Origin of the sequence: Pseudomonas sp. DP-17 (assembly GCF_022380625.1) — a bacterium.
GTDB lineage: Bacteria > Pseudomonadota > Gammaproteobacteria > Pseudomonadales > Pseudomonadaceae > Pseudomonas > Pseudomonas nitroreducens_A.
The window spans coordinates 149,793-172,498 of sequence record NZ_JAKSXG010000001.1; the positions used below are offsets into that span (position 1 = coordinate 149,793).

Below are 22,706 nucleotides of genomic sequence, written 5' to 3' on the forward strand. Positions count from 1 at the left end.
GCCCCAAGCGCTCGAGGAGACAATAACAATGAGCAAGACCCCGATCGCCCGTGCCGTGGCCTTGGCCACGCTGGGTACCAGCTTGACCGTTCCGACCATTGCCCATGCCGACTTCATCAAGGACAGCAAGGCCACCGTCGAACTGCGCAACTTCTACTTCAACCGCGACTTCCGCCAGGACAGCCCGGCCCCCAGCCAGAACAAGGCCGAGGAGTGGGCACAGGGCTTCATCCTCAAATACGAATCGGGCTACACCGACGGTACCATCGGTGTCGGCGTCGACGCCCTGGGCACCCTGGGCCTGAAACTCGATTCCTCGCCTGACCGCAGCGGCACCGGCCTGCTGCAGCGTTCCTCCAGCGACAAGCGCGCCGAAGACAGCTACGGCGACCTGGGCGTTACCGCCAAGCTTCGCGCCTCCAAGACCACCCTGAAGGGCGGCACCCTGATGCCGAAGATGCCGGTGGTGCAATTCAACGACACGCGCCTGCTGCCACAGACCTTCAGCGGTTTCGCCCTGAACTCCGCAGAACTCGAGGGCCTGACCGTCGACGGCGGACGTCTCTACCAGGTCAACCAGCGCGACTCCTCGGACTACGAGGACATGACCATCACCGGCGGCGGCAAGCGCAACATCAAGTTGGGCGATAGCCTCACGTCCAACAAGTTCCTGTTCGGCGGCCTCACCTACAAGTGGACCGACAGCCTGAGCACCAGCTACCACTACGGCGGCCTGGAGGACATCTACAAGCAGCACTACCTGGGCCTGATCCATGTGCTGCCGATTGCCGATAAGCAGTCGCTGAAGTCCGACATCCGCTGGGCCAAGTCCGATGACGATGGCGGCAGCAACGTCGACAACAAGGCGCTCAACGCCATGTTCACCTACGCCCTGGGCTACCACGCCTTCGGCGTCGGCTACCAGAAGATGAGCGGCGACACCGGCTTCGCCTACATCAACGGCACTGACCCCTACCTGGTGAACTACATCCAGATCGGCGACTTTGCCAACAAGGACGAAAAGTCCTGGCAGGCGCGCTACGACTACAACTTCGCCGGCCTCGGCATCCCCGGCCTGACCTTCATGACCCGCTACGTGAAAGGCGACAACATCGACCTGATCACCACCGACGGCGAAGGCAAGGAATGGGAACGCGACACCGACATCGCCTACGTCTTCCAGGACGGCCCGCTGAAGAACCTGGGCGTGAAATGGCGTAACGCGACCATGCGCACCAACTACACCAACGATTACGACGAAAACCGTCTGATCGTCAGCTACACCATGCCGCTCTGGTAACCCGCACGGCATGACGAAAAAGCCCGGCGTCTGCCGGGCTTTTTTCTTGCTCTTGGAGCGTGGGAGGGCGCCCAGTTCTTGCTCGCGCCTCCGCGACATCGTTGCTGCCAGTGAGACTGTTCGCGAGCAGGCTCGCCCTTACAGCTTGCCGTCTCAGTCCTGGCTGAGAGCTCCAATCTTGTGGATCGACAGATCGGCGCCGTAGTACTCCTCCTCCTTCGACAGACGGATGCCCACAGCCGATTTCACCAGGCCATACACCAGCAGGCCGCCGGCGAACGCCACCGCCACGCCCAGCAGCGTACCGATGCCCTGGCTGGCCAGGCTGACCCCACCTAGTCCGCCCAGCGCCTGCTGACCAAAGATGCCGCAGGCAATGCCGCCCCACGCACCGCACAGACCGTGCAGCGGCCAGACACCCAACACATCGTCGATCTTCCAGCGCACCTGAGTCGCGGTGAAGGCCCAGACAAACAACGCGCCCGCCACCATGCCGGTGGCCAGGGCGCCGATGGGATGCATCAGGTCGGAGCCGGCGCAGACCGCCACCAGCCCGGCCAGCGGCCCGTTGTGCAGGAAGCCCGGGTCATTGCGACCGACCAGCAGCGACGCCACGGTGCCGCCGACCATCGCCAGCAGCGAGTTCACCGCCACCAGCCCGCTGGCTCCCGCCAGCGACTGCGCGCTCATGACGTTGAAGCCGAACCAGCCGACAATGAGGATCCACGAACCCGCCGCCAGGAACGGAATGTTCGACGGCGCGAAAGCGACCAGTCGGCCCTCTCGATATCGACCATTGCGCTGCCCCAGCAGAACCACTGCGGCCAGCGCCAACCAGCCGCCAAAGGCATGAACCACTACGGATCCGGCGAAATCATGGAAGGCAGCACCGAACTCCGCCTTCAGCCAGTTCTGCAAGCCGAAGTTTCCGTTCCAGATCAACCCCTCGAAGAACGGATAGACGAAGGCCACGATCAGCGCGGTCGCGCACAGTTGCGGACCGAACTTGGCACGCTCGGCAATGCCACCGGAAATGATCGCGGGAATCGCTGCGGCGAACGTCAGCAGGAAAAAGAACTTCACCAGCGCGTAGCCGTTTTCGTTCGCCAGCGTCGCCGCCGGCTGCAGGAACGTGACGCCATAAGCTATCCAGTAGCCAACGAAGAAATACGCAAGGGTCGAGATGGCGAAGTCCGAGAGAATCTTCGACAGGGCATTCACCTGGTTCTTCAGGCGCACCGTGCCCACTTCGAGGAAGGCGAAGCCCGCGTGCATGGCCAGGACCATGACCGCACCGATCAGAAGGAACAGCGTGTTGGAACCGTGGACCAGCGTCTCTACGGCACTATTGAGGTTTTCCATCACTACAGGCAGCCCCGGAGGTTGGGGAAAGCACCAAAACGGCTCGCGGCACCCAGGGATCGCACCACACTGAAGCAGCGATGCACCACAGAGGGGCCGAGTGCTGGTTCAGATTGGTCCACAGACCATCCGACCCGCTTCGCAATTTCCTGTACTTCCTTATGTTTTTCAGTGGTTTGAGCTTATTTTTCCGGCCATTCACCGCACCGGAACCGCCCCGCCATGGGGCGCTCGGCACTCCATGCGCACCAGAGAAATGCAAGCGGCATACCAGCACTCTCCTGATCCGCGGCTAGGCTTTAGCTCGCATCGGCCCCGCGGCCGGGGGGTGAATTTATGAGAAACTTTCCCGCACCCGCGGGGTTCGAACCCTAGGAACCTCAACCAGCACAAGGAGCATCACATGCCTCGCAAGACCGCAGTGAACGCCGCCAAGGACGAACTCCTGGCCGAATTCCAAGCCCTCGTCAGCGACACCGAGAAACTGCTGCAAACCTCGGCCGAGCTGGCAGGTGCCGAAGCCGACCAGATGCGCGAGCAGATCCACGAAAGCCTCAAGCGCGCCCGTGAGGCCATTTACTCCACCAAGGACTCGGTCCGCGACCAGGGCAAAGCCGCCGTCGACGCCACTGAGGAATTCCTGGGAGAACATCCCTGGCAAGCGGTGGGCATCGCCGCCGGTGTCGGCTTCCTTCTCGGGCTGCTGGTCAGCCGGCGCTGATCCATGAGCGAGCCCATGGACGCCGGGCCGAAAAACCCGGCCAACTCCCCTTCCCTGCGGCGCTTCGGCGCCGCAGTCCTCGGGCTGCTGCACGGGCACGTCGAGTTGCTCGGCATCGAACTGCAGGAGCAGAAGACCCGCACGGTGAAGATGTTGCTGATGGCCGGCCTGGCGCTGGTCTTCGCGCTGCTGCTGCTGGTCGCCCTGTCGGTGCTGGTGCTGATCATCTTCTGGGACAGCTATCGCCTGCAGGCGGCCATCGGCCTGTGCCTGTTCTATATCGGCGGTAGTCTGCTGTGTGCCTGGCGCCTGCACCTGCTGGTCACCGACGAAGGCTCGCCATTCAATGCCACTCTCGATGAGCTGGCCCGTGACCGGGAGCGACTGCTGCCATGAGTGAAATGCCCGACGCCCGCAACCTGAGTCGTGCGGAGCTGCGCAAGGCCATCGTTCGTCTGCGCCTGGAAATGCAGCGCCAGCAGATTCGCCAGGAAGGCGAATTGCTCCTGCACCCGCTCCGTCAGGCCCGCAGCCTGGGTCAGAATGTGCGCAGCAGCTTCAGCAGTAGCAGTACCCCGCTCTGGGGGGCTGGCGGCGCCGCGGCTCTGGCCCTGCTGTTCGGCCGCAAGCGCCGCTGGGTGCGGTTGCTGCGCGTAGGACTCGCCCTCGCACCGATCATCCTGCAGATGCGCAGGAAGCCCGAGCACCAGGGCCCTCCCGCCCCCACGACACACCTCTGACGTCTAGACTGGCCACATTCTTGCTAAGTGACAGGAAGCCGCGCTCCGGCGCGCTCCTGTCACGCCACTAAGGATGTGTCCCTTGATCGACGGGCAACCAATCGCCTGCTTCCAACCCTTCATCGACACCGCAACCGGGCTCATCGCCGGTGTCGAAGCACTGGGGCGCTTGCGCCAGGACAATGGCGACCTGCAATCGGTAGGCCCCTTGTTCTTCAATCCGCGGGTCGGCCTGGCCGAACTTCGCCGGCTCGACCGACAGATTCGCGATGCCGCTCTCGCCCGCATCCACGAAGCGCCCAAGGACTGGTTCCTCAGCCTGAACATCTCGCCGCGCTGGATCAGCCGCCTGCGCCCGAACCAGCCCCTGCCGAGCCTCAAACAACTGCAGCAGCAAGGAGTGCCGCCGGAGCGCGTGGTCTTCGAGATCACCGAGTTGGGCGGCGCCCATCAGCGTCTGCCAGAGGTTGTGGCACGCTACCGGGATGCCGGCGCGCGTATTGCCATCGACGACTTCGGCGCCGGCTACTCGCAATTGGATCGTGTGCTGGCGTTGCAACCGGACATCCTCAAGCTCGACATGCGTCTGTTCCAGGAAGCTGCCCGCGGCGGCCCCAGCGGCGAAGTGGTGAAGGCCCTGGCGCAGATGGCGGAAAAGACCGGCTGCTGGATCATCGCCGAGGGCGTGGAAACCGAAGAGGAAATGGATTTCGCCCTGGAGTGCGGCGCGCGCTACGTACAAGGCTTCCTGTTCGCCAAACCGGCTCTGGAATTCCCGACCAGCGATGCCTTCCGCGAAGCCTTCGCCCAACGCCGCGACCACTACGTGCACCGCAAGCTGCACGAGCGCGCCAACCTCATCCACCTGCGCCAGCAACTCTCCGAACTGATGAACATGCTGCGCCCGTGGGCCGAAGGCGGCGCCATGCTCAGCAGCCTGCCGCCGGCGCCGGAATCCTTCAGCCGCCTGCTGCGCATCTACCAATGCGACCGCCATGGCACCCAGACCTCGCCGAACCTGGAATGGAACGGCCTGTTCTGGAAGGAGAACCGTCGCTACCTGGGGCACAACTGGTCATGGCGTCCCTATTTTTATCAGTTGCTCGCAGAAGGCTGGGAAGAGCGCCGCCTGACACTCTCCAACACCTACCGCGACGCCACCACCAACCAATACTGCATGACCGCCGGCCAGTTCATCGACGAGGGTCGACGCCTTCTGCTCATCGACATCGATGCCGAAGGCCTCTAGCGCCAAGATTGAGATTGCCGGCGCGAACAGCTAGCGTTGCCGGTAACACTTTTGCTCGCGGATTGAAGAATGGATTGGCACACCCTGCTCCCCCGGGAGCGCCTCGGCAAACCCGTGCACAGCAGCACCGAGCTGGGCCGCAGCGCCTTTCACAAGGACCACGACCGCATCATCTTTTCCGGCGCCTTCCGCCGCCTCGGGCGCAAGACCCAGGTACATCCGGTATCGAGCAACGACCACATCCACACCCGCCTCACCCACTCGCTGGAAGTCGGCTGTGTCGGCCGCTCACTGGGCATGCGCGTCGGCGAGATCATCCGTGATCGCCTGCCGGAATGGTGCGACCCGGCGGACATGGGTGTGATCGTCCAGTCCGCCTGCCTTGCACATGACATCGGCAACCCGCCCTTCGGCCATTCCGGTGAAGACGCCATCCGCCATTGGTTCCAGCAGGCTGCCGGGCGCGGTTGGCTGGATGGCATGAGCGAGGAGGAACGCTCGGATTTCCTGCACTTCGAAGGCAACGCCCAGGGCTTTCGTGTGCTCACCCAACTCGAATACCACCAGTTCGATGGCGGTACCCGACTGACCTACGCAACGCTCGGCACCTACCTGAAGTATCCCTGGACGGCGCGCCACGCTGACTCCCTGGGCTACAAGAAACACAAGTTCGGCTGCTACCGCAGCGAGTTGCCGCTGCTGGAGCAGATCACCCAGAAGCTGGGGATGCCGCAACTGGAGGACGAACGCTGGGCGCGCCACCCACTGGTGTACCTGATGGAAGCGGCGGACGACATCTGCTACGGCCTGATCGACCTGGAAGACGGTGTGGAAATGGAGCTGCTCGATTACAGCGAAGTGGAAACGCTGCTGCTTGACCTGGTTGGCGACGACCTGCCGGAAACCTACCGTCAGCTCGGCCCGAAGGACTCCCGCCGGCGCAAGATGGCGATCCTGCGGGGCAAGGCCATAGAACACCTGACCAATGCCGCCGCGCGGGCCTTCGTCGAGCAGGAGCCGGCCCTGCTCGCAGGCACCCTGCAGGGCGATCTGGTGGAGCACATGCACGGCCAGGCCAAACGCTGCGTGCAACGAGCCAAGGGTATGGCGCGGGAAAAGATCTTCCAGGACAAGCGCAAGACGCTGCATGAGATCGGCGCCTACACCACCCTGGAAATCCTCTTGAATTCCTTCTGTGGTGCCGTGCTGGAACAGCACCGCCAGCGTACGCCGTCGTTCAAGAACCAGCGCATCCTCGACTTGCTGAGTCACTATGCACCGGACCCGAGTTGGACGCTCTATCGCTCCTTCTTGCGCGTAACAGACTTCATCGCCGGCATGACCGATAGCTATGCCACCGAAATGGCTCGCGAGATGACCGGCCGCTCCAGCCCAAGCTGAAGCGGCCGTACAGGCTAGGCGGCCAGCTTGCGCAGTTGCTGCTGCAGATCATCCTGCAAGGCCGCCATCGCTTGCTCAACCGCCATTGCCCGATTGCGCAGCTCCTTGCTGTCGAGGCCGCCCTTGCAACCCTCTTCAAGCTTGCCGCAAAGATCCTGCAGCGTGTCCGCGTTGACCAGCCGAGCCGCGCCCTTGATTCGGTGCGCGAGGTCAGCCAGCTGCTTCCAGTCACCCGCCTCCCACAGCGGACGGACCTGATCGATATCGATGCGGTTGCTGCTGTGCAGCTCCTCCAGCAGGCGGCGAATCAATCCAGGGTTTCCGCCGGTCATTTCCCGTAAGGACTTCAGATCGAAACCGTCGGCTCGCTTTTCCTCTTCGGCCGCGGGGCCATCGTCATCGATTGAAATCCTCGGCACCACTGCCAAGCGCAATCGCAAGTTGTCCAGGCCAATAGGTTTGAACAGACAGTCGTCCATACCGGCGCGCCGACAGTTCTCTATCTCGTCAGGCTGGGCGTTGGCCGTGAAACCGAAGATCACACAAGGCTCGGCTTCCATCTCCTCTTCCAGCTCACGGATTCGCCTGGCCAGTCCGTAGCCATTGAGCACCGGCATGTTGCAGTCGGTGATCACCAGGTCGAAGTCGCCTGGATGCCATAGCTGTAGCGCCTGGGCGCCGTCGGACGCCACCTCGACCCGGTGCCCCAGGTGTTCCAACTGCTGAGTCAGCAACATCCGGTTGGCAGCATGGTCATCGACCACCAGCACCTTCAGCGAATGGAGAGTGCCGGCGACTGTCGCGACCGGTCCCACCTCGCATTCCGGCAGGCTTTCGAGGGTCTGCAGCAACAGCCGCACCGTGACCGTGGTACCGGCTCCCGGTCTGCTTTCCATGCGTACCGTGCCCCCCATCATCTCCGCCAGCTTGCGGCAGATGGTGAGCCCCAGTCCTGTGCCGCCGCGACTCGCATCAGCACTGCGGACAACCTGGCTGAATGGCTCGAACAACTGGCGCTGCTCATCTTCGGAAATACCGATTCCGCTGTCCTGTACGCTGACCTCCAGTGCCAGCCGCTCGCCGGCGACACGCTTGCCATGGACCCGGATCTTCACATGCCCGAAGTCGGTGAACTTGATGGCATTGCTGACCAGATTCGACAGAATCTGCTTGAACCTCAGCGGGTCGATCAGCACATCGCAGGCGGCGTCCGCCTCGATTTCCAATCTGAGCTCCAGCGCCTTCTGTCGCGCCAGCCCATCGAACACACGCGCCACGGATTCCACCAACTCGCGCAGATGAGCACGCTCGGGCATCAGCGTCAGGCGTCCGGATTCGATCTTGGCCACGTCGAGAATGTCACCAATCAAGGTCAACAGCGACCGTGCAGAATCGTAGGCCACCTCGACCGGCTCACGCTCCCAGTGCCCCTGGTCGGCGCGGGTCAGCGCAAGTTCCAGCATACCGATCACTGCGTTCATCGGAGTGCGGATTTCATGGCTCATGGTGGCGAGGAAGGTGCTCTTGGCACGGTTGGCTTCCTCGGCCTGCTCCTTTGCCGCCTCGAGCTGATGGTGCAACCGCTCGCGTTCGGTGACATCGATCCAGCCCGTCACCACGCCGGATATATCCCCACCGGGCCCACGGTAGGGGGTGGCCCAGTAATGAATTTCCCGGACCTCGTTCCGCATGTGCAGGATAAGGTCGGACGCCACCTTTGCGTCCTGCTCCATGGCCTGCTGATGGATCTGCTGCAACGCTTGCGCATCGCCTGCCTCCAGCCAGGAGCAATCCACGACGCGCGAACCGTCCACCGACTCGCGGGACATGCCGGTCTCCTTGAGAAAGCCGATATTGCAGGTAACCAGCCTCCCCTCGCGATCGCGCACTGCTACAGGCTGGGGAATGCCATCGATCAAGGCACGCTTGAACTCGAGACGATAGCTGAGCTCTTTCTCGGAATCCCGGCGCCGACGCATCTTGTGCCACAACCACCCATTCCAGAACAGCACGGCGAGCAGCGCCAGAGCCGCGCCCCATGCCAGCCGGATGAACTGGGTACGGTAGCCTTGCCAGACGCTGTCCGGCCGTTCCACGCCAAGGGCCCAGCGCGTGGTGATGTTGCTCAGTTCCTCGGGCGAAATGGCCAGGATTGCCTTGTTGAGAATACTCAGAAGTTCCGGCTCCGACTGGGACACCGCCAGCGAGAACTGTCCAGGCTCCCGGTCCAGTGCCAGGGCGATTCTGAGGTCCGGGTAATAGCGGGATATCAGGTAGTTGGCGGAGGACATCAGATGAACGCCGGCATCCACCTTCCCCTCACTGATCATCGCAAGATCGTCGACGTTGTTCTCCACCTCCACCAGCTTGGCCAACGGGTGATGGGTGCGCATGAAGTCCGCAACGATGGAGCCTTTGGGGACCGCAACGCTGCGTCCGTCCAGATCGCTCAATGAGTTCAGCCACTCGCTCTTGCCCGAGGCAACGACAACGAAAGATGCCGCCATGTACGGCCGGGTGAAGCCCAGCCATTCTTCACGTTGCATGGTAGGCACCAACGCTGCGATGACATCGGCCTTGCCTGTGCGCAGCTGATCCAGCATCGCCGGGACACTGGGCATCGGGAGCACTTCGAAATCGATGCCCGTACGACTTTGAACAAGGTCCAGCAGATCAGCGGCGATGCCACGGAACTGTCCCTGGGAGTCAAAGAACGACACCGGCGCCAGGGCCTGATCGATCAGCACTTTCGGATGCGGATGGCGGGCCAGCCAGCGCTGTTCCTGGGGAGTCAGGACCAGTTGCTGGCCGGAGATGGAGCTGGTGCCGCCGGGGCTCCAGCGACGCTGGATGACGTTCTCGGCCTGTCTTGGAATGGCGTCCAGGGTGCGGTCGAGGATATTCAGCAGGGTGCGGTCGGCTCCATCCACCGCAAAACTGAAACCTTCGCCATTGAAGTTGGCGAAGTTGAGCAATTTGAGGTTGGCCAGATAGCCCTGGCTGATCAGGTACTGCGCGCTGAAGGCATCGCCCACGAACAGATCCGCCTGACCAAAGGCGACAGCTTCCAGTGCGCGACGCACGGATTGATAGGTTTGCACGGTGGCGCCAGCGAAGTACTTGTCACGCTCTTCCGCTGGGAAGTAATCGCCGACTACCGCAATGCGCTTTCCCACGAACGGTTCCGCGCTTTCCAGACGAGCGGTTTCCGGACCGACCACCACAGGCTGGTTGGTGAAGTAGGGAACGGACAACGCGATACCAGGCCGCGCGCCCTCGTAACCGGTGGCTCGGCTCAACAGGTCGATATCGCCACGCGCCAGGGCGGCGATCGCCGCATCTCGGTCAGGGTAGCGCCGCACCTCCATCCGTACATTAAGGGTGTCGGCGATGATCCCGCTCACATCGGCGGTGATACCTTCCAGGTCCGTTCCGCTTCCCGTGATGTCGAACGGGGCGTAGTCGGGCGCCGTCACGCCCAGGCGCAGCGTCCGTTTGTCACGGAGCCAGTGCCAGTCGGAATCGCTGAGTTGCACCCTGACCGGCTCGTCCGTGGAACGAGCCAGCAGGTTCATTTCGGTCCAGTCGTGCTGCTCCGCCGTCACCCATCCGCAACAGATGAATAGCAACACACCAATGAGCATGCGGAAGCGGAACATCACACACCTCAGACCAGAGCGTTCCGCTTGGCGAACTCAATCAGGTCGACCAGCGAATGGGCATTCAGTTTCAGCAGCAGACGGGTCTTGTAGGTGCTGACCGTCTTGTTGCTGATGAACATTTGCTCGGAGATTTCCTTGTTCGAATAGCCATTGGCCAGATACTGCAGCACGGCCATTTCTCGGTCGGAGAGGCGCTGGATAAGCTCCTGATCATCCATCTGCCCGTTGTTGCGGCGGGTCTGGCGAACCGCAGTGCTGGGGAAATAGTTGTATCCGGCGACCACGGCGTTGACCGCGCTGATCAACTCCGACAGGCCGCCCTGCTTGCAGACGAAGCCCGACGCACCGGCCTGCATGCACCGCATGGCGAACAGCGAGGCACTCTGTCCCGTGAGGACCAGGACCTTGAGCGGAAGCTCGAAAGCGGAAATACGGCTGATGACCTCCAGACCATCGAGCCGGGGAATGCCGATATCCAGGACGACGAGGTCGGGGACAAGATCCTTGACAAGCGAAAGCGCATCCACACCATTGTCGGTTTCCCCAACGATGACATGGCCTTCCTTTTCCAGCAGTACACGCATCGCCATGCGAATGACCGGGTGATCATCGACAATAAGAACTTTGCTCATCAAGCTTCCTCCCGAAGACTCATTGAAATAAGACATCCTTCGGTAAGATATATGCCAAGCCTATTATGTCGAGATTGAATCCCCTCATTATTGGTCAATAGAGGACTTTCCTACGCAACAACTAAATAATTCCTACAAGCAACTCTTAACACCGTCCCTCCACCGACCATTCCGCCAGAAAATTCCGACGCGAAAGAGTAGAAAGGCTGACTTCGAATCCTGAGAAACCTCGGCACTATCTCTGCATATGTCACCTAGCCGAGTTTCGATATGCCCTCACGACTTAATGCCCAAGGCACAAGCTATTTCTCGCAGTCAGGTCAGCCGGCAGCGGTTAAAGCCTGGAACCAGAGGCTCTAGATCGGCCATTAAGGCACACTGATGAAGCTCGACAGACTGAACTGCTGGCCGGACAGGCGCCACGAGGCCCATCCGGTCCATGAGGCGACGCCCTGTCGAGGCAAAGGTTCCGTCACAACCCGCATACCCCTTGGTAAAACTCTTCGACAACAACAAGCGAAAACCAGAAGCTACAAGCCACGATATATATAAGTTTACCGAATCGTATTTACCGGAGCCCCTGCAGACATACATGCAGGACAGCAAGGACGACAAAGCCTGCTGGCAATCTAAATCGGACGACAGTCAGAACGCCAAACCCGGCATATTCAGATCAACATTTCGAGCAAGACATTCCAGCGGCAGAGTTCGGCCTAAGGTGGCAACACAGATCGTCATGGCAACGTTGTGGCCCAACTGACAAGGTGCCCTTCACAAACATTGGGAGCCCCTGTTCATGCAAGACAACAAACTCAGCATTCTGGTGGTGGAAGATCATCCGTTCCAGTTGATTGCCGCACAAATGCATCTGAACCGCTTGGGCTTCTTCAGATTGACTCCCGCGCTGGACGCCTCTGAAGCGCGCGAAGAGTGTGCCCGTCGCTCGGGGCCCTTCGACCTGCTGCTGTGCGACATCAACCTCCCGGGCACGGACGGTGTCGAATTGGCCATCGAACTGGCCGCCGCAGGGCGGATCCGGCACGCAGTGCTGCTGAGCTGTCGCGACGATTCAGAATTGCGCACCCTGCAGCAGTCGCTCAAGGCGCGCGGCTTGCCCATCCTGGCCTGCCTACCGAAACCGCTCGATCAAACCGCACTGATGCAAGCTCTCCAGGGCGACGAAGCCTTCAAGCTTTTGGAGCAGGCGGATTGACCGGCTGATCCGGATACCAGGCATCGATCAGCGGGCTGACGTTGAAACCCGCAAGCTCCGGCTGTTGCCTCAGCCACCCTGCGATCATCTCCCGCTGTTCCGGGCTTACCGAGCCACGCCTGGCAAGACAGACCAACCCATACTCGTCGCAACCGCTGAAAACCAGATCATTGGATTCGACGATGATCGCAAAGCGCTTGATGAATGCGTCCATCGCATCGTCGCCCAGCCCTTCCTTGTACTGAAAACTCAGTTCGAATCCGAGCTCCTGGAATTCGTCGACAAACAACTTCTTGCGCAAACGACGGGAACGATGAGTAGCCATCCGAACTCTCCTCAGGGGGACAATCGTCTCTCGTTGAACATGCAGCAGTAAATTCACAGACTTGTACACCCCGGTTGCAAAGCGCTGCTGCGAGACGACCGGCATTAGAAGGCCTGCGCATACAGGATCGGCTTGCGGCATAATGAGTCGCCCCTCCCGATCCAACAGGGAGTATTTCATCTGTAGTGTTGCGCTTCATCTTTTCATTTTTTCAAGTCAATGCCCGACCACTGGGATGTCATCTTTTCTATGCTCAAGTCTCTGCGCGTCCTCGCTCTCGCTACTTTATTGCCCTTCGCCTTGCCGGCCGTTGCCCAGATCAACTCCACCCTGCCCGAGCGCGTACAGAAGGCGCTGCGGGCCAGCAAACTCACCGATGACGCCCTCTCGCTGGTGATGATTCCGCTGGAAGGCCCCGGCAATGCGACCTATTTCAACGCTGATGTGTCGGTGAACCCGGCGTCGACCATGAAGCTGTTCACCACCTATGCCGCCCTGGAAATGCTCGGCCCGACCTATCAATGGCAGACCGAGTTCTACACCGACGGCCAGCTCAAGGACGGCACGCTCAACGGCAATCTTTACCTCAAGGGCGGCGGCGATCCGAAGCTGAACCTGGAGAAGCTCTGGCTGATGATGCGCGACCTGCGCGCCAATGGTGTACGCAAGGTCAACGGCGATCTGGTGCTGGACCGCAGCTACTTCAACATCCCGCAATTGCCGGTGTTCAACGATGACGGCGGTGACGACAACAAGCCCTTCCTGGTCGGCCCCGACTCGTTGATGGTCAACCTGAAGAGCGTGCGCCTGGTGATCCGCACCGAAGGCAGCAAGGCCACCGTATTGATGGACCCGCCGCTGGCGAACGTGCGCATCGACAATCAGATCCAGGTAAGCAAGCCCGCAGCCTGCCCGGCCTGGCCGAAGTTGCGCTTCAATCCGGTGACCCAGTTCGACGGTACCTCTCTGGTCGCCACCGGGCAGATTCCGCAAGGCTGCAGTGCGCAGACCTACATGTCGCTGCTCGAGCATCCGGCCTACACCGCAGGTGCCGTGCGCGGCATCTGGCAGGAGCTGGGCGGCAGCATCCTCGGCAAGGATCGCGAAGGAACCGTGCCGAAGAACGCCACCCTGGTGGCCCGCGCCATGTCGCCGGACGTCGTGGAAATCATCCGCGACATCAACAAGTTCAGTAACAACACCATGGCCCGCCAGTTGTTCCTCTCGGTGGGCCGCCAGTACCGCAACGGCGCCGACGCCGACGATGCCCAGGCCGCGCAGCGGGTGATCCGCCAGTGGCTGGCGCGCAAGGGCATCACCGCGAGCCACCTGGTGATGGAAAACGGTTCGGGCCTGTCCCGCGATGAGCGCGTCAGCGCCCGTGAGATGGCGGCCATGCTGCAAGCTGCCTGGCACAGCCCCTATGCCGCCGAGTACATTTCCTCGCTGCCGATCGTGGCGAAGGACGGCACCATGCGCAAACGCCTGCGCGGCACGCCCATGGCCGGAGAAGCCCACGTGAAGACCGGCACCCTGAACACCGTACGCGCCCTCGCCGGCTTCAGTCGCGATGCCAACGGCCGTACCTGGGTGGTGGTAGCGATCCTCAACAGCAACCGACCGTGGGGCGCCTCGTCGATCCTCGACCAGGTGTTGCTGGACCTGTACAGCAGCACCAAGCGTTGATCCCACAGGAACCCCGGCCAACTGGCCGGGGTTTTCGCATCAGGCTTCAACCTTCTCCAGGCGATCCCGCCCCAGACGCTTGGCACGATAGACCGCGCGATCCACCTTGCGCATCAGGTCGTCCGCACTCTCGCCAGGACACCAGGACGCCACCCCGAAGCTCGCCGTCACCACGCCGACGCCATCCATCGGCTGGCCACGCAGCGCCTGCCACAGCGCCTCAGCCAACTGCCAGGCCTGGTCAGTCGAGCTGCCCGGGCAAAGCACCACCAGTTCCTCGCCGCCGAGGCGGCAGAACACGTCCACCTTGCGCAGACGCTGGGCAATCCGTTGGCACAGGGTAACCAGCACGGTATCACCCGCCTCGTGACCGAAGCGGTCATTGATGTCCTTGAAGTGATCGATGTCGAACATCACCAGCGACAACGGCTCGCCGCTGCGGGCGCAACGCGCCATGGCCTGGTCCAGCTGTTCCTTGAAATAGCGGCGGTTGTGGATGCCAGTGAGCGCATCGGTGACCGACAGCCGCCGCAGTTCGAGCTCCGCCTCCTTGCGCCGGGTGATGTCGGTCGCAATGCCCAGATAGCCCGTGGTGTTGCCGGCAGAATCGCGGACACCGGTAATGATCAGGTTGATCTTCAGTTGCCGACCATCTCGGCGCACGCAGGTCCATTCGTGCTCCTCATGGCCCTCTCCGACGAGAGCGCCGACGACTTCGAAGCCGCGAATCTCGCGGCCAAGGATGCCCGACAGGTCTTGGGCGCGGCGCCGGATCTCGTCCTTGACGAAAACGTTCTCCGGCACCGGCCGCCCGATCACTTCCTGGGCGCTGTAGCCGAACATCCGTTCGGCCCCCACGTTGAAACTGCGCACGAACCCACGCAAGTCGGTCGAAACGATGGCCACCTGGGTCGCCGCATCGAGCAGACCGTGGAGGCGACTATTGACCTCGCCCAGCTCCAGTTCAGCGGCCTTGCGTGAACTGATATCGGTCTGCGTGCCGATCATGCGCCGCGGCGCGCCATCGTTGCCGCGCTCCACCACCTGTCCACGATCGAGCACCCAAAGCCAGCGTCCGCTCTTGCAACGCAGCCGGTGCTCGCTCTGATACAGCGAGGACTCCCCGCGCAGATGCCGCCGCAGCGCCTCGCAGCGCGACTGCTTGTCGTCGGGGTGGACTCGGCTCAGGCTTTCATCGGTCGTCGTCCCCACTTCGCTGTCGCGAAAGCCGAGCATGGCTTTCCAGGCGTGGGAATAGAAGACATTCCCGCTATCCAGGTTCCAGTCCCAGACACCGTGCCCAGCGCTATCCATGGCGAAGTGCAGGCGCGCCTGGTTTTCCTGCAGTTCCAGCTGATTGGCCCGCAGTTCGGCGGTGCGCTCATCCACCAATTGCAGGGCGCGCTGACGCTGGCCGAGCAGCGTCAGGACATAACCGGCCAGCAGCATGGAGGTCAGGCTGCCGGCGAGCACCACCCACAGCTGCGGATGTCCCTGATTGCGTCGCAGGAAGTCGCTGGAAGGCTCGACCCGGACAAGATAGTCACGGCCTGCAAAAGGCAGGTGGCGCTCCGAGACGAGCCCCGCCGTCTGGTCAGCGGCGACCGGGCTGCGATAGAGCGGTACGTCCGGACGTGGATCACTGGCGTCGCGCAGGGTCAACGCCAGTTGCTCGCCGCGCCCCTCCGTTCCCTGCTCGATGAGCAGTCGATAACTGATTGCCGCCAGGAGGATGCCCTGGATGCCAACGCGAGTCTCCGCCGTCGGGCTGGGTGTCGCGCTGGTGCGATAGAGCGGGGCCGCCAGCAGCAGGCCGGTGGAGTCCGCTGGCGGAGCTCCGGGCAGAACGACAGGCATCGATGCGGCTACCGAGCGGGACTTCAGCACACGTTGCGTCAGTTCCCGGCCCGGCAGGGTCGAATTGAGATCAAGCCCGAGGGGCATTTCCTCAAGGTATTCGGAGGCGCCATAGAGGACGGGAAAATAGCGCTCGCGGACTTGAGCAGGAATCGGCCGCCCCTGCAGATCGAGGTCGAACAGCATGTAATCCAGCATGCCGGCGGCGCGGGCGCTGGCCTCGAAGGCTTCGCGGTGGCGCTGGTCAACGCGGGGCAGCCAGGCGTAACCCAGGGTATCGCCCAACAACGGGCTGACGAAGTGCTCGAACTCCTCGCGAGAGACCTTCTCGGAGTTCTCGAAAAAGCGCTGGATCGATTCCAGTTCACTCAGTTGCGTCGACAGGCGTTCTCGAACCCGGTCGATCCGCTCATTGGCCGTGAGCGCGAACTGCTGTTCCAGGGCGATGTGGGCGTTGCGCCAAACATTCCAGCCCAGCAGCGCCGTCAGCAAAAAGCCTGCCACCAGCACCACACCGGCGGCGCGCAGCGCCTTCTTCTGGCTGGCGACTCCCTGAGCGGCGGGCAACTGCTTGGAGGCCGGCAACTGAGTCATGTGGATTCCCGATCTCAGGGGTACTCAGTTCTTATAGCAGCCGATGGCCATTTGCCCAGCCATGCTGCGACGCACGGCCCAGGCCGCGCGCCGCTCGGGCGTCAGCGTACGGTGATGCGCCAGGCCCGGTGGATCCTGCTGTTGCGGGCGAAGTCCTGGTCCAGCGTCTGCGCGCTGATCTCCTCGACCTGATAACGCGCCGCCAACCCTTCGTCCAGCTCGAACTTGCGGAAGTTGTTGGAGAAATACAGCACCCCGCCCTTGGCCAGGCGAGCCATGGCCAGATCGACCAGCTCGACATGGTCACGCTGCACATCGAACACGCCTTCCATGCGCTTGGAGTTGGAGAAGGTGGGCGGGTCGATGAATATCAGGTCGTATTCGCCCCGGTCTTCGCGCAGCCATTCCATCACGTCGCTCTGCACCAGGCGCTGCTTGTCGGAGAAACCGTTGAGCGACAGGTTGCGCCGCGCCCAGTCCAGGTAGGTCTTCGACAGATCGACGCTGGTGGTGCTGCGCGCATCGCCTTTGGCGGCATGCACGGTGGCCGTGGCGGTATAGCAGAACAGGTTGAGGAACCGCTTGCCGGCAGCCTCGCGCTGGATGCGCAGGCGGATCGGACGGTGATCGAGGAACAGACCGGTGTCGAGGTAGTCGGTCAGGTTGACCAGCAGCTTCACGCCGCCCTCTTCGACTTCCATGAAGCGGCCTTCGGCGTTCTGCCGCTCGTACTGCTTCTTGCCAGTCTGGCGCTCGCGACGCTTGATGACGATGCGCTCGGTGGGAATACCCAGCGCCTGCGGCAACGCGGCGAGCGCATCGAGCAGGCGGATCTGGGCCTTCTCCGGGTCGATGGATTTGGGCGCGGCGTATTCCTGCACGTGCGCCCAATCGCGGTAGAGGTCCACTGCCAGGGCGTACTCGGGCATGTCGGCGTCATACACGCGGTAGCACTCGACCTTTTCCTTGCGCGCCCACTTGCCGAGCGTCCTGACGTTTTTCTGCACACGGTTGGCGAACATCTGCCCGCCTTCGCTCAGGCGCGCCTGCTCGATCACAGCGGCGCTCTGCTGCGCCTGAGAGGCTTCGCTGCGCTCCCCACGCTCACCGGTGACAAACTGGCGCGGATCGATATCCAGCATGATCAGCTTGCACGGCAGCGCGCCGTTGAAGAAGGCGTACTGCTTGTGGCTGCGAATGCCCATGCGCTTGCCCAGCTCCGGCGCGCCGGTAAACACACCGGCGCTCCAGCCCAGGCAGCTCTGGCGCAGGCGTTCACCGAGGTGCTGGTAGAGATACAGCAGGCTGGCCTCGTCGCCCAGGCGCTCGCCGTAAGGCGGGTTGCAGATGATCAGGCCTTTCTGGCCCTTGTCCGGGCGCGGCTCGAAGGTTGCAAGTTCGCCCTGGTAGATCTTCACCCATTCGGCGAGCCCCGAACGCTCGATGTTGTTGCGCGCAGGCTGGATCAGGCGCGGGTCGGCCTCGTAGCCGCGAATCCACAGCGGCGTCTTCGCCAGACCGACTTCGGCACGCTGCTGGGCTTCCTCGATCAGCTTCTTCCAGATCGCCGGCACGTGGCCCAGCCAGTTGCTGAAGCCCCAGCGCTCGCGCTTGAGGTTCGGCGCGACGTCGGCGGCGATCAGGCCAGCTTCGATGAGGAAGGTACCGACGCCACACATCGGGTCGGACAATGCGCCGCCTTCGGCAGCGATTTTCGGCCAACCGGCACGAATCAGCACGGCAGCGGCGAGGTTTTCCTTCAGTGGCGCAGCCCCTTGCTGCAGGCGGTAGCCACGCTGGTGCAGGCTGTGCCCGGAAAGGTCCAGCGACAGAACCGCCTGGCCACGATCCAGGTGCAGGTGAACCCGGATGTCCGGGTTGACCTTGTCGACGGTCGGCCTCTTGCCGAATTCGGCGCGCAGGTTGTCGACGATGGCGTCCTTCACCTTCAGCGCGCCGAAGTGCGTGTTGTCGATGCCCGAACCCTTGCCGCTGAATTCCACCGCCAGGCTGCCGCCGGCATCCAAGTGGTCGCTCCAGGACACGGCGTTGACGCCCAGGTAGAGATCTTCGGCGTTATTCACCGGAAACCGCGACAGCACCAGCAGCACACGGTTGGCCAGTCGCGACCAGAGGCACAGGCGGTAGGCCGTCTCCAGGTCGCCCTTGCCGCGAATGGCCGAAACCTGGGCACGCGCTTCGGTCAGCCCGAGCGCCTGGGCTTCCTCCAGCAACAGGCCATCGAGCCCTTTCGGGCAGGTGAGGAAGAGATCGTGCAAATCCGCCATGCAAATAATTCCCGGGCCTCAGCCCATTCAGCAAAGCCGCTTACGGCCTTGTCGGCCACCTTTTGTTCATCCGCGAACCAAAGCGACCCCGTTAATTCATTTTCCGGGATGGACCGGCGAACCGGCCTGCGGCCTCGCGTCGCAGAAAGTCACCCCACTCGTCGGAACGAGAGATGGTCTCAATTAGACACACATTCCTCTTGATCCTTGGCAAGCTCCCGCCCCTGGCGGGTTATGCCGTACTGGCACTTTGCAAACCGCACGAACCTTATGGCCCAAACCCATAAGAGTTACGTCCTTATGACAAATTGGTCATTCACAGCCCCGGAACCTTTCGATAGAACTCGGGGTAATCCTTCACCGCAACGGTGTCGGGCGGGGCGCGTCACGCCGGCAATGCGCCCCATTGGCGGAAATTTCCGCCCGGCCTCCCTGGGGGGCCAACGGGACATAACAGTCAACAAGTGAGGGCTACACCCTATGAGAAGACTTAAGCGTGATCCGTTGGAAAGAGCCTTTTTGCGTGGTTATCAGCACGGCATTACTGGAAAATCTCGCGACCTCTGTCCGTTTACCCATCCCACTACCCGGCAATCCTGGCTCAACGGCTGGCGTGAGGGCCGCGGCGACAACTGGGATGGTTTGACCGGCGCCGCCGGTATTCAACGTGTGAACCAATTGCAGCACGCAACAGGCTGAATCCAGGGTCACCCCCGACTTCCCCAAGCCGCCCCATCCGGGCGGAAAAGGGCGCAAGCCCAAGGGCTCCGAAAGGAGCCCTACTTATTTCTGCTTTCCGAATTCAAGCCCGCTTGGCCGCCGCAATGGCGTCCACCGCCTCGCGGATCAGCGCCGGACCCTTGTAGATGAAGCCCGAGTAAATCTGCACCAGGCTCGCACCCGCAGCGATCTTCTCCGCGGCATGCGCACCTTCGGTGATGCCGCCCGCGGCGATGATCGGCAGGCGACCACCCAGCTCACCGGCCAGCACCTTGACGATATGGGTACTCTTCTCGCGCACCGGGGCACCCGACAGGCCACCCGCCTCGTTGCCGAACGGCAGGTGCTCGACGCCTTCGCGACCCAGGGTGGTGTTGGTGGCGATCACCGCGTCCATACCCGCCTCGATCAGCGCGGCAGCGACCATCGCGGTCTCCTCGTCGCTCATGTCCGGGGCGATCTTGATCGCCAGCGGCACGCGACGGCCATATTTCACCGCCAAGTCTTCCTGGCGCAGGCGCAGCGCTTCGAGCAACTGCTTGAGCGAATCGCCGAACTGCAGGCTGCGCAGGCCGGGGGTGTTCGGCGAGCTGACGTTGACCGTGACGTAGCTGGCGTGGGCGTAGACCTTGTCCAGGCAGATCAGGTAGTCATCCACCGCGCGCTCGACCGGGGTATCGAAGTTCTTGCCGATGTTGATGCCCAGCACACCCTTGTACTTCGCCGCCTTGACCCGCTCGATCAGATGATCGACCCCGTGGTTGTTGAAGCCCATGCGGTTGATGATTGCGGTGGCTTGCGGCAGGCGGAAGATGCGCGGCTTGGGGTTGCCCGGCTGCGGACGCGGGGTGACGGTGCCGATTTCGACGAAACCGAAGCCCAGTTGGGCGAAGCCGTCGATGGCGTCACCGTTCTTGTCCAGGCCGGCGGCCAGCCCCACAGGGTTGGCGAATTCCAGACCCATGACCTTTACTGGCAGGCTTCTCGGCGCCGGCGTCAGCAAGCCGTTGAGGCCCAGGCGGCCACCGGCACCGATCAGGTCGATGGACAATTCATGGGAGGTTTCCGGGGAGAGCTTGAACAGGAGCTCGCGGGCCAGGCTGTACATGGTCGGGCATCGGTCGGCAAAATGGGGCGCTATTATAGCCAGCCCACTCTCGCTCAGGCGAGGCGACGCAGCGCCAGCAGCCGCCCGGAATCGTCGAATTCCAGCTCGAAGCTGCCATGAACTCCGGAGTGAGTGACGAATGGACGCAGGTGATACGCCGGCAGATTGATCCGCCGACCATCGCGACTGACCACCTCTACCCGGTTGACATGCCCGCGATAGAGCGCCTGCAGCCGGTCCACCGGCAGGCATATATCCAGCACAACGCAAGCCATGGAGGCCTCCAGCAAATGAAGGAAAGAATTTTGCCACAACGCATGCGCCCAACGGCGCCAGGGTTTTCTATGCTTAGGGCAATTCGCCGTGCATCACGCCCGGCGCTTCCTGCACTCACCAGCCGGCCATCGAGAGTCTTGCGTCGCCCATGAGTCAACCATCCCGCCCCCGCAGCGTGACCAGTCGGCTGGCTGCCCTCGCCCAGCGTCTGGGTATTGGCAGCTCCGATGGGCGTAACGTGGCTGAGCGCAGCCGGAGCCTTTCCCTGCCCTTCGAGCCACTGCCCAACGGGCCCGCGGGTCTCGGTTGGCAATCGGGCCCTCCGTTGTACCGTCTGATCGACCTGCCGCGCGGCGCGCTGTCCGGTCCGGTACAGGAAGACAAGGCGCGCATCCACGCCGTACTCAAGCGCCTGGTGACCAGCTACCGCGAAGAGCACCCCGCCGTCGACATTCGAAGCATCGATGGCCTCTGCTGCCGCAGCCTGCTCGACAGCCCCCTGGCAGGGCTCGAAGACCTCTCCAACTGCGAGCAGTGCCGCAAGGTGCGGATCATCAGCTATAACGACTTCACCAAGGTACTGGGTGTGGCCCTGCCCGGCTTCGAGCGCAAGGCGCCTCTGCAGTTGCGTAGCGCGAGCTGGCACGGCGTGCGGTTGTTCTGGGACGACGACAATCACCCGTGCGAACTGGCCAACGCGGTGGTCTATGCCCGCCGCCGCGGGTTGGAGATCATCCTGCCAGCGAGCATCCAGCGCTTTGCCCTGCAGGCCCCTGTGCTGGATGAACTGGAGCACGGCTTCCATATGCTGGCCATGCCGGCCAAGGCCTGGAGCGACGCGTCCTTCATGGAACTGTTGCTGGAGACCGGCATGCCCTACGCGCGCTTCGGCCTGTTCAATTCGGAAACCCCGGAGAGCCTGCTGCTGCCCAGGGATGACCCCCAGTCGGATGGCTTCGGTCAGGGGCTGCGCGAAGCCGGCGCTCCGGACGTGATCACCTACCTGCGCCAGACCGGCACGGCCGGCTGACGCGACACCTCACTCCTCGCGGCTCTCTTCCCAGAGCTGGCGCTCCTCCTCCTCCAGGCTATCGAGCACCTCATGGTGCCGTGCCCGCCACTCCTGCAGAGTCAGACCGAGCGTGGCCAACAGCTGCGGATTGCTCCTGACCAGATAAACCGCCGCGCGCTGGGCGGAGTCCTCGACCTTCCAGGTCACCTCTGCCTGGTCGATCGGCCCTTCGTAGGTTATCCACCGGCTGAAATCCGGGTAAACGCTGCAGACCTTCTGGAAATCGAGGTCACGCATGCGCTGATTGCCGTACTCGATGTTTTCCACATCCTTGGCCTTCATACCAACCACCTCGGCGAAGGCGCGGCGAGACAGGCCCGTCAGCGAGCGCAGTGCGCGTAGTCTTTCTCCTGCAGTGAATAGGAAACGTTTCTTCATCATGCGTCATCCATCTCCGAGACCGATAAAGCCCGGATAAACACCCTAATAACTAGGATTAATTCGTCGTCCAGGCCGTAGCAGAGGCCATGGACCAATCAGACGGGATGGTGCGGGACACG

19 protein-coding genes are annotated in these 22,706 nt (G+C 62.5%); 10 read left to right on the forward strand and 9 right to left on the reverse strand.

Annotated features, from left to right (window positions below; all coding sequences use genetic code 11):
* The first annotated feature begins 28 nt into the window (after positions 1-28).
* Positions 29-1,300, forward strand: a complete 1,272-nt coding sequence (locus MJ122_RS00700; RefSeq protein ID WP_017519311.1) for an OprD family porin — start codon at positions 29-31, stop codon at positions 1,298-1,300.
* 153 nt (positions 1,301-1,453) lie between these two features.
* Here MJ122_RS00700 and MJ122_RS00705 read toward each other — a convergent pair whose 3' ends face one another.
* A complete protein-coding gene (locus MJ122_RS00705) occupies positions 1,454-2,662 on the reverse strand; it encodes an ammonium transporter (RefSeq protein ID WP_017519312.1) in 1,209 nt (402 codons plus the stop codon).
* 403 nt (positions 2,663-3,065) lie between these two features.
* Here MJ122_RS00705 and MJ122_RS00710 point away from each other — a divergent pair, with 403 nt between their 5' ends.
* The 5 genes from MJ122_RS00710 to MJ122_RS00730 all read left to right on the forward strand — a co-directional run bounded on the left by MJ122_RS00710 (position 3,066) and on the right by MJ122_RS00730 (position 6,773).
* On the forward strand, positions 3,066-3,383 hold the full coding sequence (locus MJ122_RS00710; protein WP_088416837.1) for a YqjD family protein: 318 nt from the start codon (positions 3,066-3,068) through the stop codon (positions 3,381-3,383).
* Positions 3,384-3,398: 15 nt separating this feature from the next.
* Positions 3,399-3,779 (forward strand): phage holin family protein, encoded by a 381-nt coding sequence (locus tag MJ122_RS00715; RefSeq protein ID WP_088416836.1) that lies wholly within the window; start codon positions 3,399-3,401, stop codon positions 3,777-3,779.
* The gene (locus tag MJ122_RS00720; protein ID WP_239741773.1) at positions 3,776-4,123 is read left to right on the forward strand and encodes a hypothetical protein; all 348 of its coding nucleotides are present in this window, start codon (positions 3,776-3,778) and stop codon (positions 4,121-4,123) included. Before MJ122_RS00715 ends, MJ122_RS00720 begins: the two co-directional genes overlap by 4 nt.
* An 82-nt stretch (positions 4,124-4,205) precedes the next feature.
* Positions 4,206-5,372: an EAL domain-containing protein gene (locus tag MJ122_RS00725; protein ID WP_017519316.1), complete on the forward strand. Its 1,167-nt coding sequence runs from the start codon at positions 4,206-4,208 to the stop codon at positions 5,370-5,372.
* 69 nt (positions 5,373-5,441) lie between these two features.
* Positions 5,442-6,773 carry a deoxyguanosinetriphosphate triphosphohydrolase gene (locus tag MJ122_RS00730; RefSeq protein ID WP_239741775.1) on the forward strand — a complete coding sequence of 444 codons (1,332 nt, stop codon included), beginning with the start codon at positions 5,442-5,444 and terminating at the stop codon, positions 6,771-6,773.
* A 14-nt stretch (positions 6,774-6,787) separates the two neighbouring features.
* Here the strand turns inward: MJ122_RS00730 and MJ122_RS00735 are convergent, their stop codons facing one another.
* On the reverse strand, positions 6,788-10,432 hold the full coding sequence (locus MJ122_RS00735) for a transporter substrate-binding domain-containing protein (RefSeq protein WP_239741777.1): 3,645 nt from the start codon (positions 10,430-10,432) through the stop codon (positions 6,788-6,790).
* Between the two features lie 8 nt (positions 10,433-10,440).
* The gene (locus MJ122_RS00740; protein ID WP_088416832.1) at positions 10,441-11,067 is read right to left on the reverse strand and encodes a response regulator transcription factor; all 627 of its coding nucleotides are present in this window, start codon (positions 11,065-11,067) and stop codon (positions 10,441-10,443) included.
* Between the two features lie 796 nt (positions 11,068-11,863).
* Here MJ122_RS00740 and MJ122_RS00745 point away from each other — a divergent pair.
* A complete protein-coding gene (locus tag MJ122_RS00745; protein ID WP_239741779.1) occupies positions 11,864-12,280 on the forward strand; it encodes a response regulator in 417 nt (138 codons plus the stop codon).
* Here the strand turns inward: MJ122_RS00745 and MJ122_RS00750 are convergent.
* On the reverse strand, positions 12,255-12,605 hold the full coding sequence (locus MJ122_RS00750; protein WP_239741781.1) for a YggL family protein: 351 nt from the start codon (positions 12,603-12,605) through the stop codon (positions 12,255-12,257). The two genes, MJ122_RS00745 and MJ122_RS00750, sit on opposite strands and share 26 nt — an antisense overlap.
* Positions 12,606-12,854: 249 nt before the next feature.
* On the opposite strand from MJ122_RS00750, the gene dacB reads away from it, so the two are divergent.
* Entirely contained in the window at positions 12,855-14,291 is a 1,437-nt protein-coding gene (gene dacB / locus MJ122_RS00755) for a D-alanyl-D-alanine carboxypeptidase/D-alanyl-D-alanine-endopeptidase (protein WP_088416830.1), read from the forward strand.
* Between the two features lie 39 nt (positions 14,292-14,330).
* Here dacB and MJ122_RS00760 read toward each other — a convergent pair whose 3' ends face one another.
* Positions 14,331-16,661: a diguanylate cyclase gene (locus tag MJ122_RS00760; protein ID WP_239741783.1), complete on the reverse strand. Its 2,331-nt coding sequence runs from the start codon at positions 16,659-16,661 to the stop codon at positions 14,331-14,333.
* A 182-nt stretch (positions 16,662-16,843) separates the two neighbouring features.
* A complete protein-coding gene (gene rlmKL, locus MJ122_RS00765) occupies positions 16,844-19,030 on the reverse strand; it encodes a bifunctional 23S rRNA (guanine(2069)-N(7))-methyltransferase RlmK/23S rRNA (guanine(2445)-N(2))-methyltransferase RlmL (RefSeq protein ID WP_239741785.1) in 2,187 nt (728 codons plus the stop codon).
* Positions 19,031-19,510: 480 nt separating this feature from the next.
* On the opposite strand from rlmKL, the gene rmf reads away from it, so the two are divergent.
* Complete coding sequence (gene rmf / locus MJ122_RS00770) at positions 19,511-19,729, forward strand: ribosome modulation factor (RefSeq protein WP_081519407.1); 219 nt, start codon at positions 19,511-19,513, stop codon at positions 19,727-19,729.
* Between the two features lie 103 nt (positions 19,730-19,832).
* Here the strand turns inward: rmf and MJ122_RS00775 are convergent, their stop codons facing one another.
* Positions 19,833-20,858, reverse strand: a complete 1,026-nt coding sequence (locus MJ122_RS00775; RefSeq protein WP_088416827.1) for a quinone-dependent dihydroorotate dehydrogenase — start codon at positions 20,856-20,858, stop codon at positions 19,833-19,835.
* A 53-nt stretch (positions 20,859-20,911) separates the two neighbouring features.
* Positions 20,912-21,133 carry a DUF2835 domain-containing protein gene (locus MJ122_RS00780; protein ID WP_088416826.1) on the reverse strand — a complete coding sequence of 74 codons (222 nt, stop codon included), beginning with the start codon at positions 21,131-21,133 and terminating at the stop codon, positions 20,912-20,914.
* 149 nt (positions 21,134-21,282) lie between these two features.
* On the opposite strand from MJ122_RS00780, the gene MJ122_RS00785 reads away from it, so the two are divergent.
* Positions 21,283-22,164, forward strand: coding sequence for a DUF6685 family protein (locus tag MJ122_RS00785; protein ID WP_239741786.1), 882 nt, complete (start codon positions 21,283-21,285; stop codon positions 22,162-22,164).
* Between the two features lie 9 nt (positions 22,165-22,173).
* On the opposite strand, the gene MJ122_RS00790 is transcribed toward MJ122_RS00785, so the two are convergent.
* Positions 22,174-22,587 carry a helix-turn-helix transcriptional regulator gene (locus MJ122_RS00790; protein ID WP_081596683.1) on the reverse strand — a complete coding sequence of 138 codons (414 nt, stop codon included), beginning with the start codon at positions 22,585-22,587 and terminating at the stop codon, positions 22,174-22,176.
* Positions 22,588-22,706 lie beyond the last annotated feature (119 nt).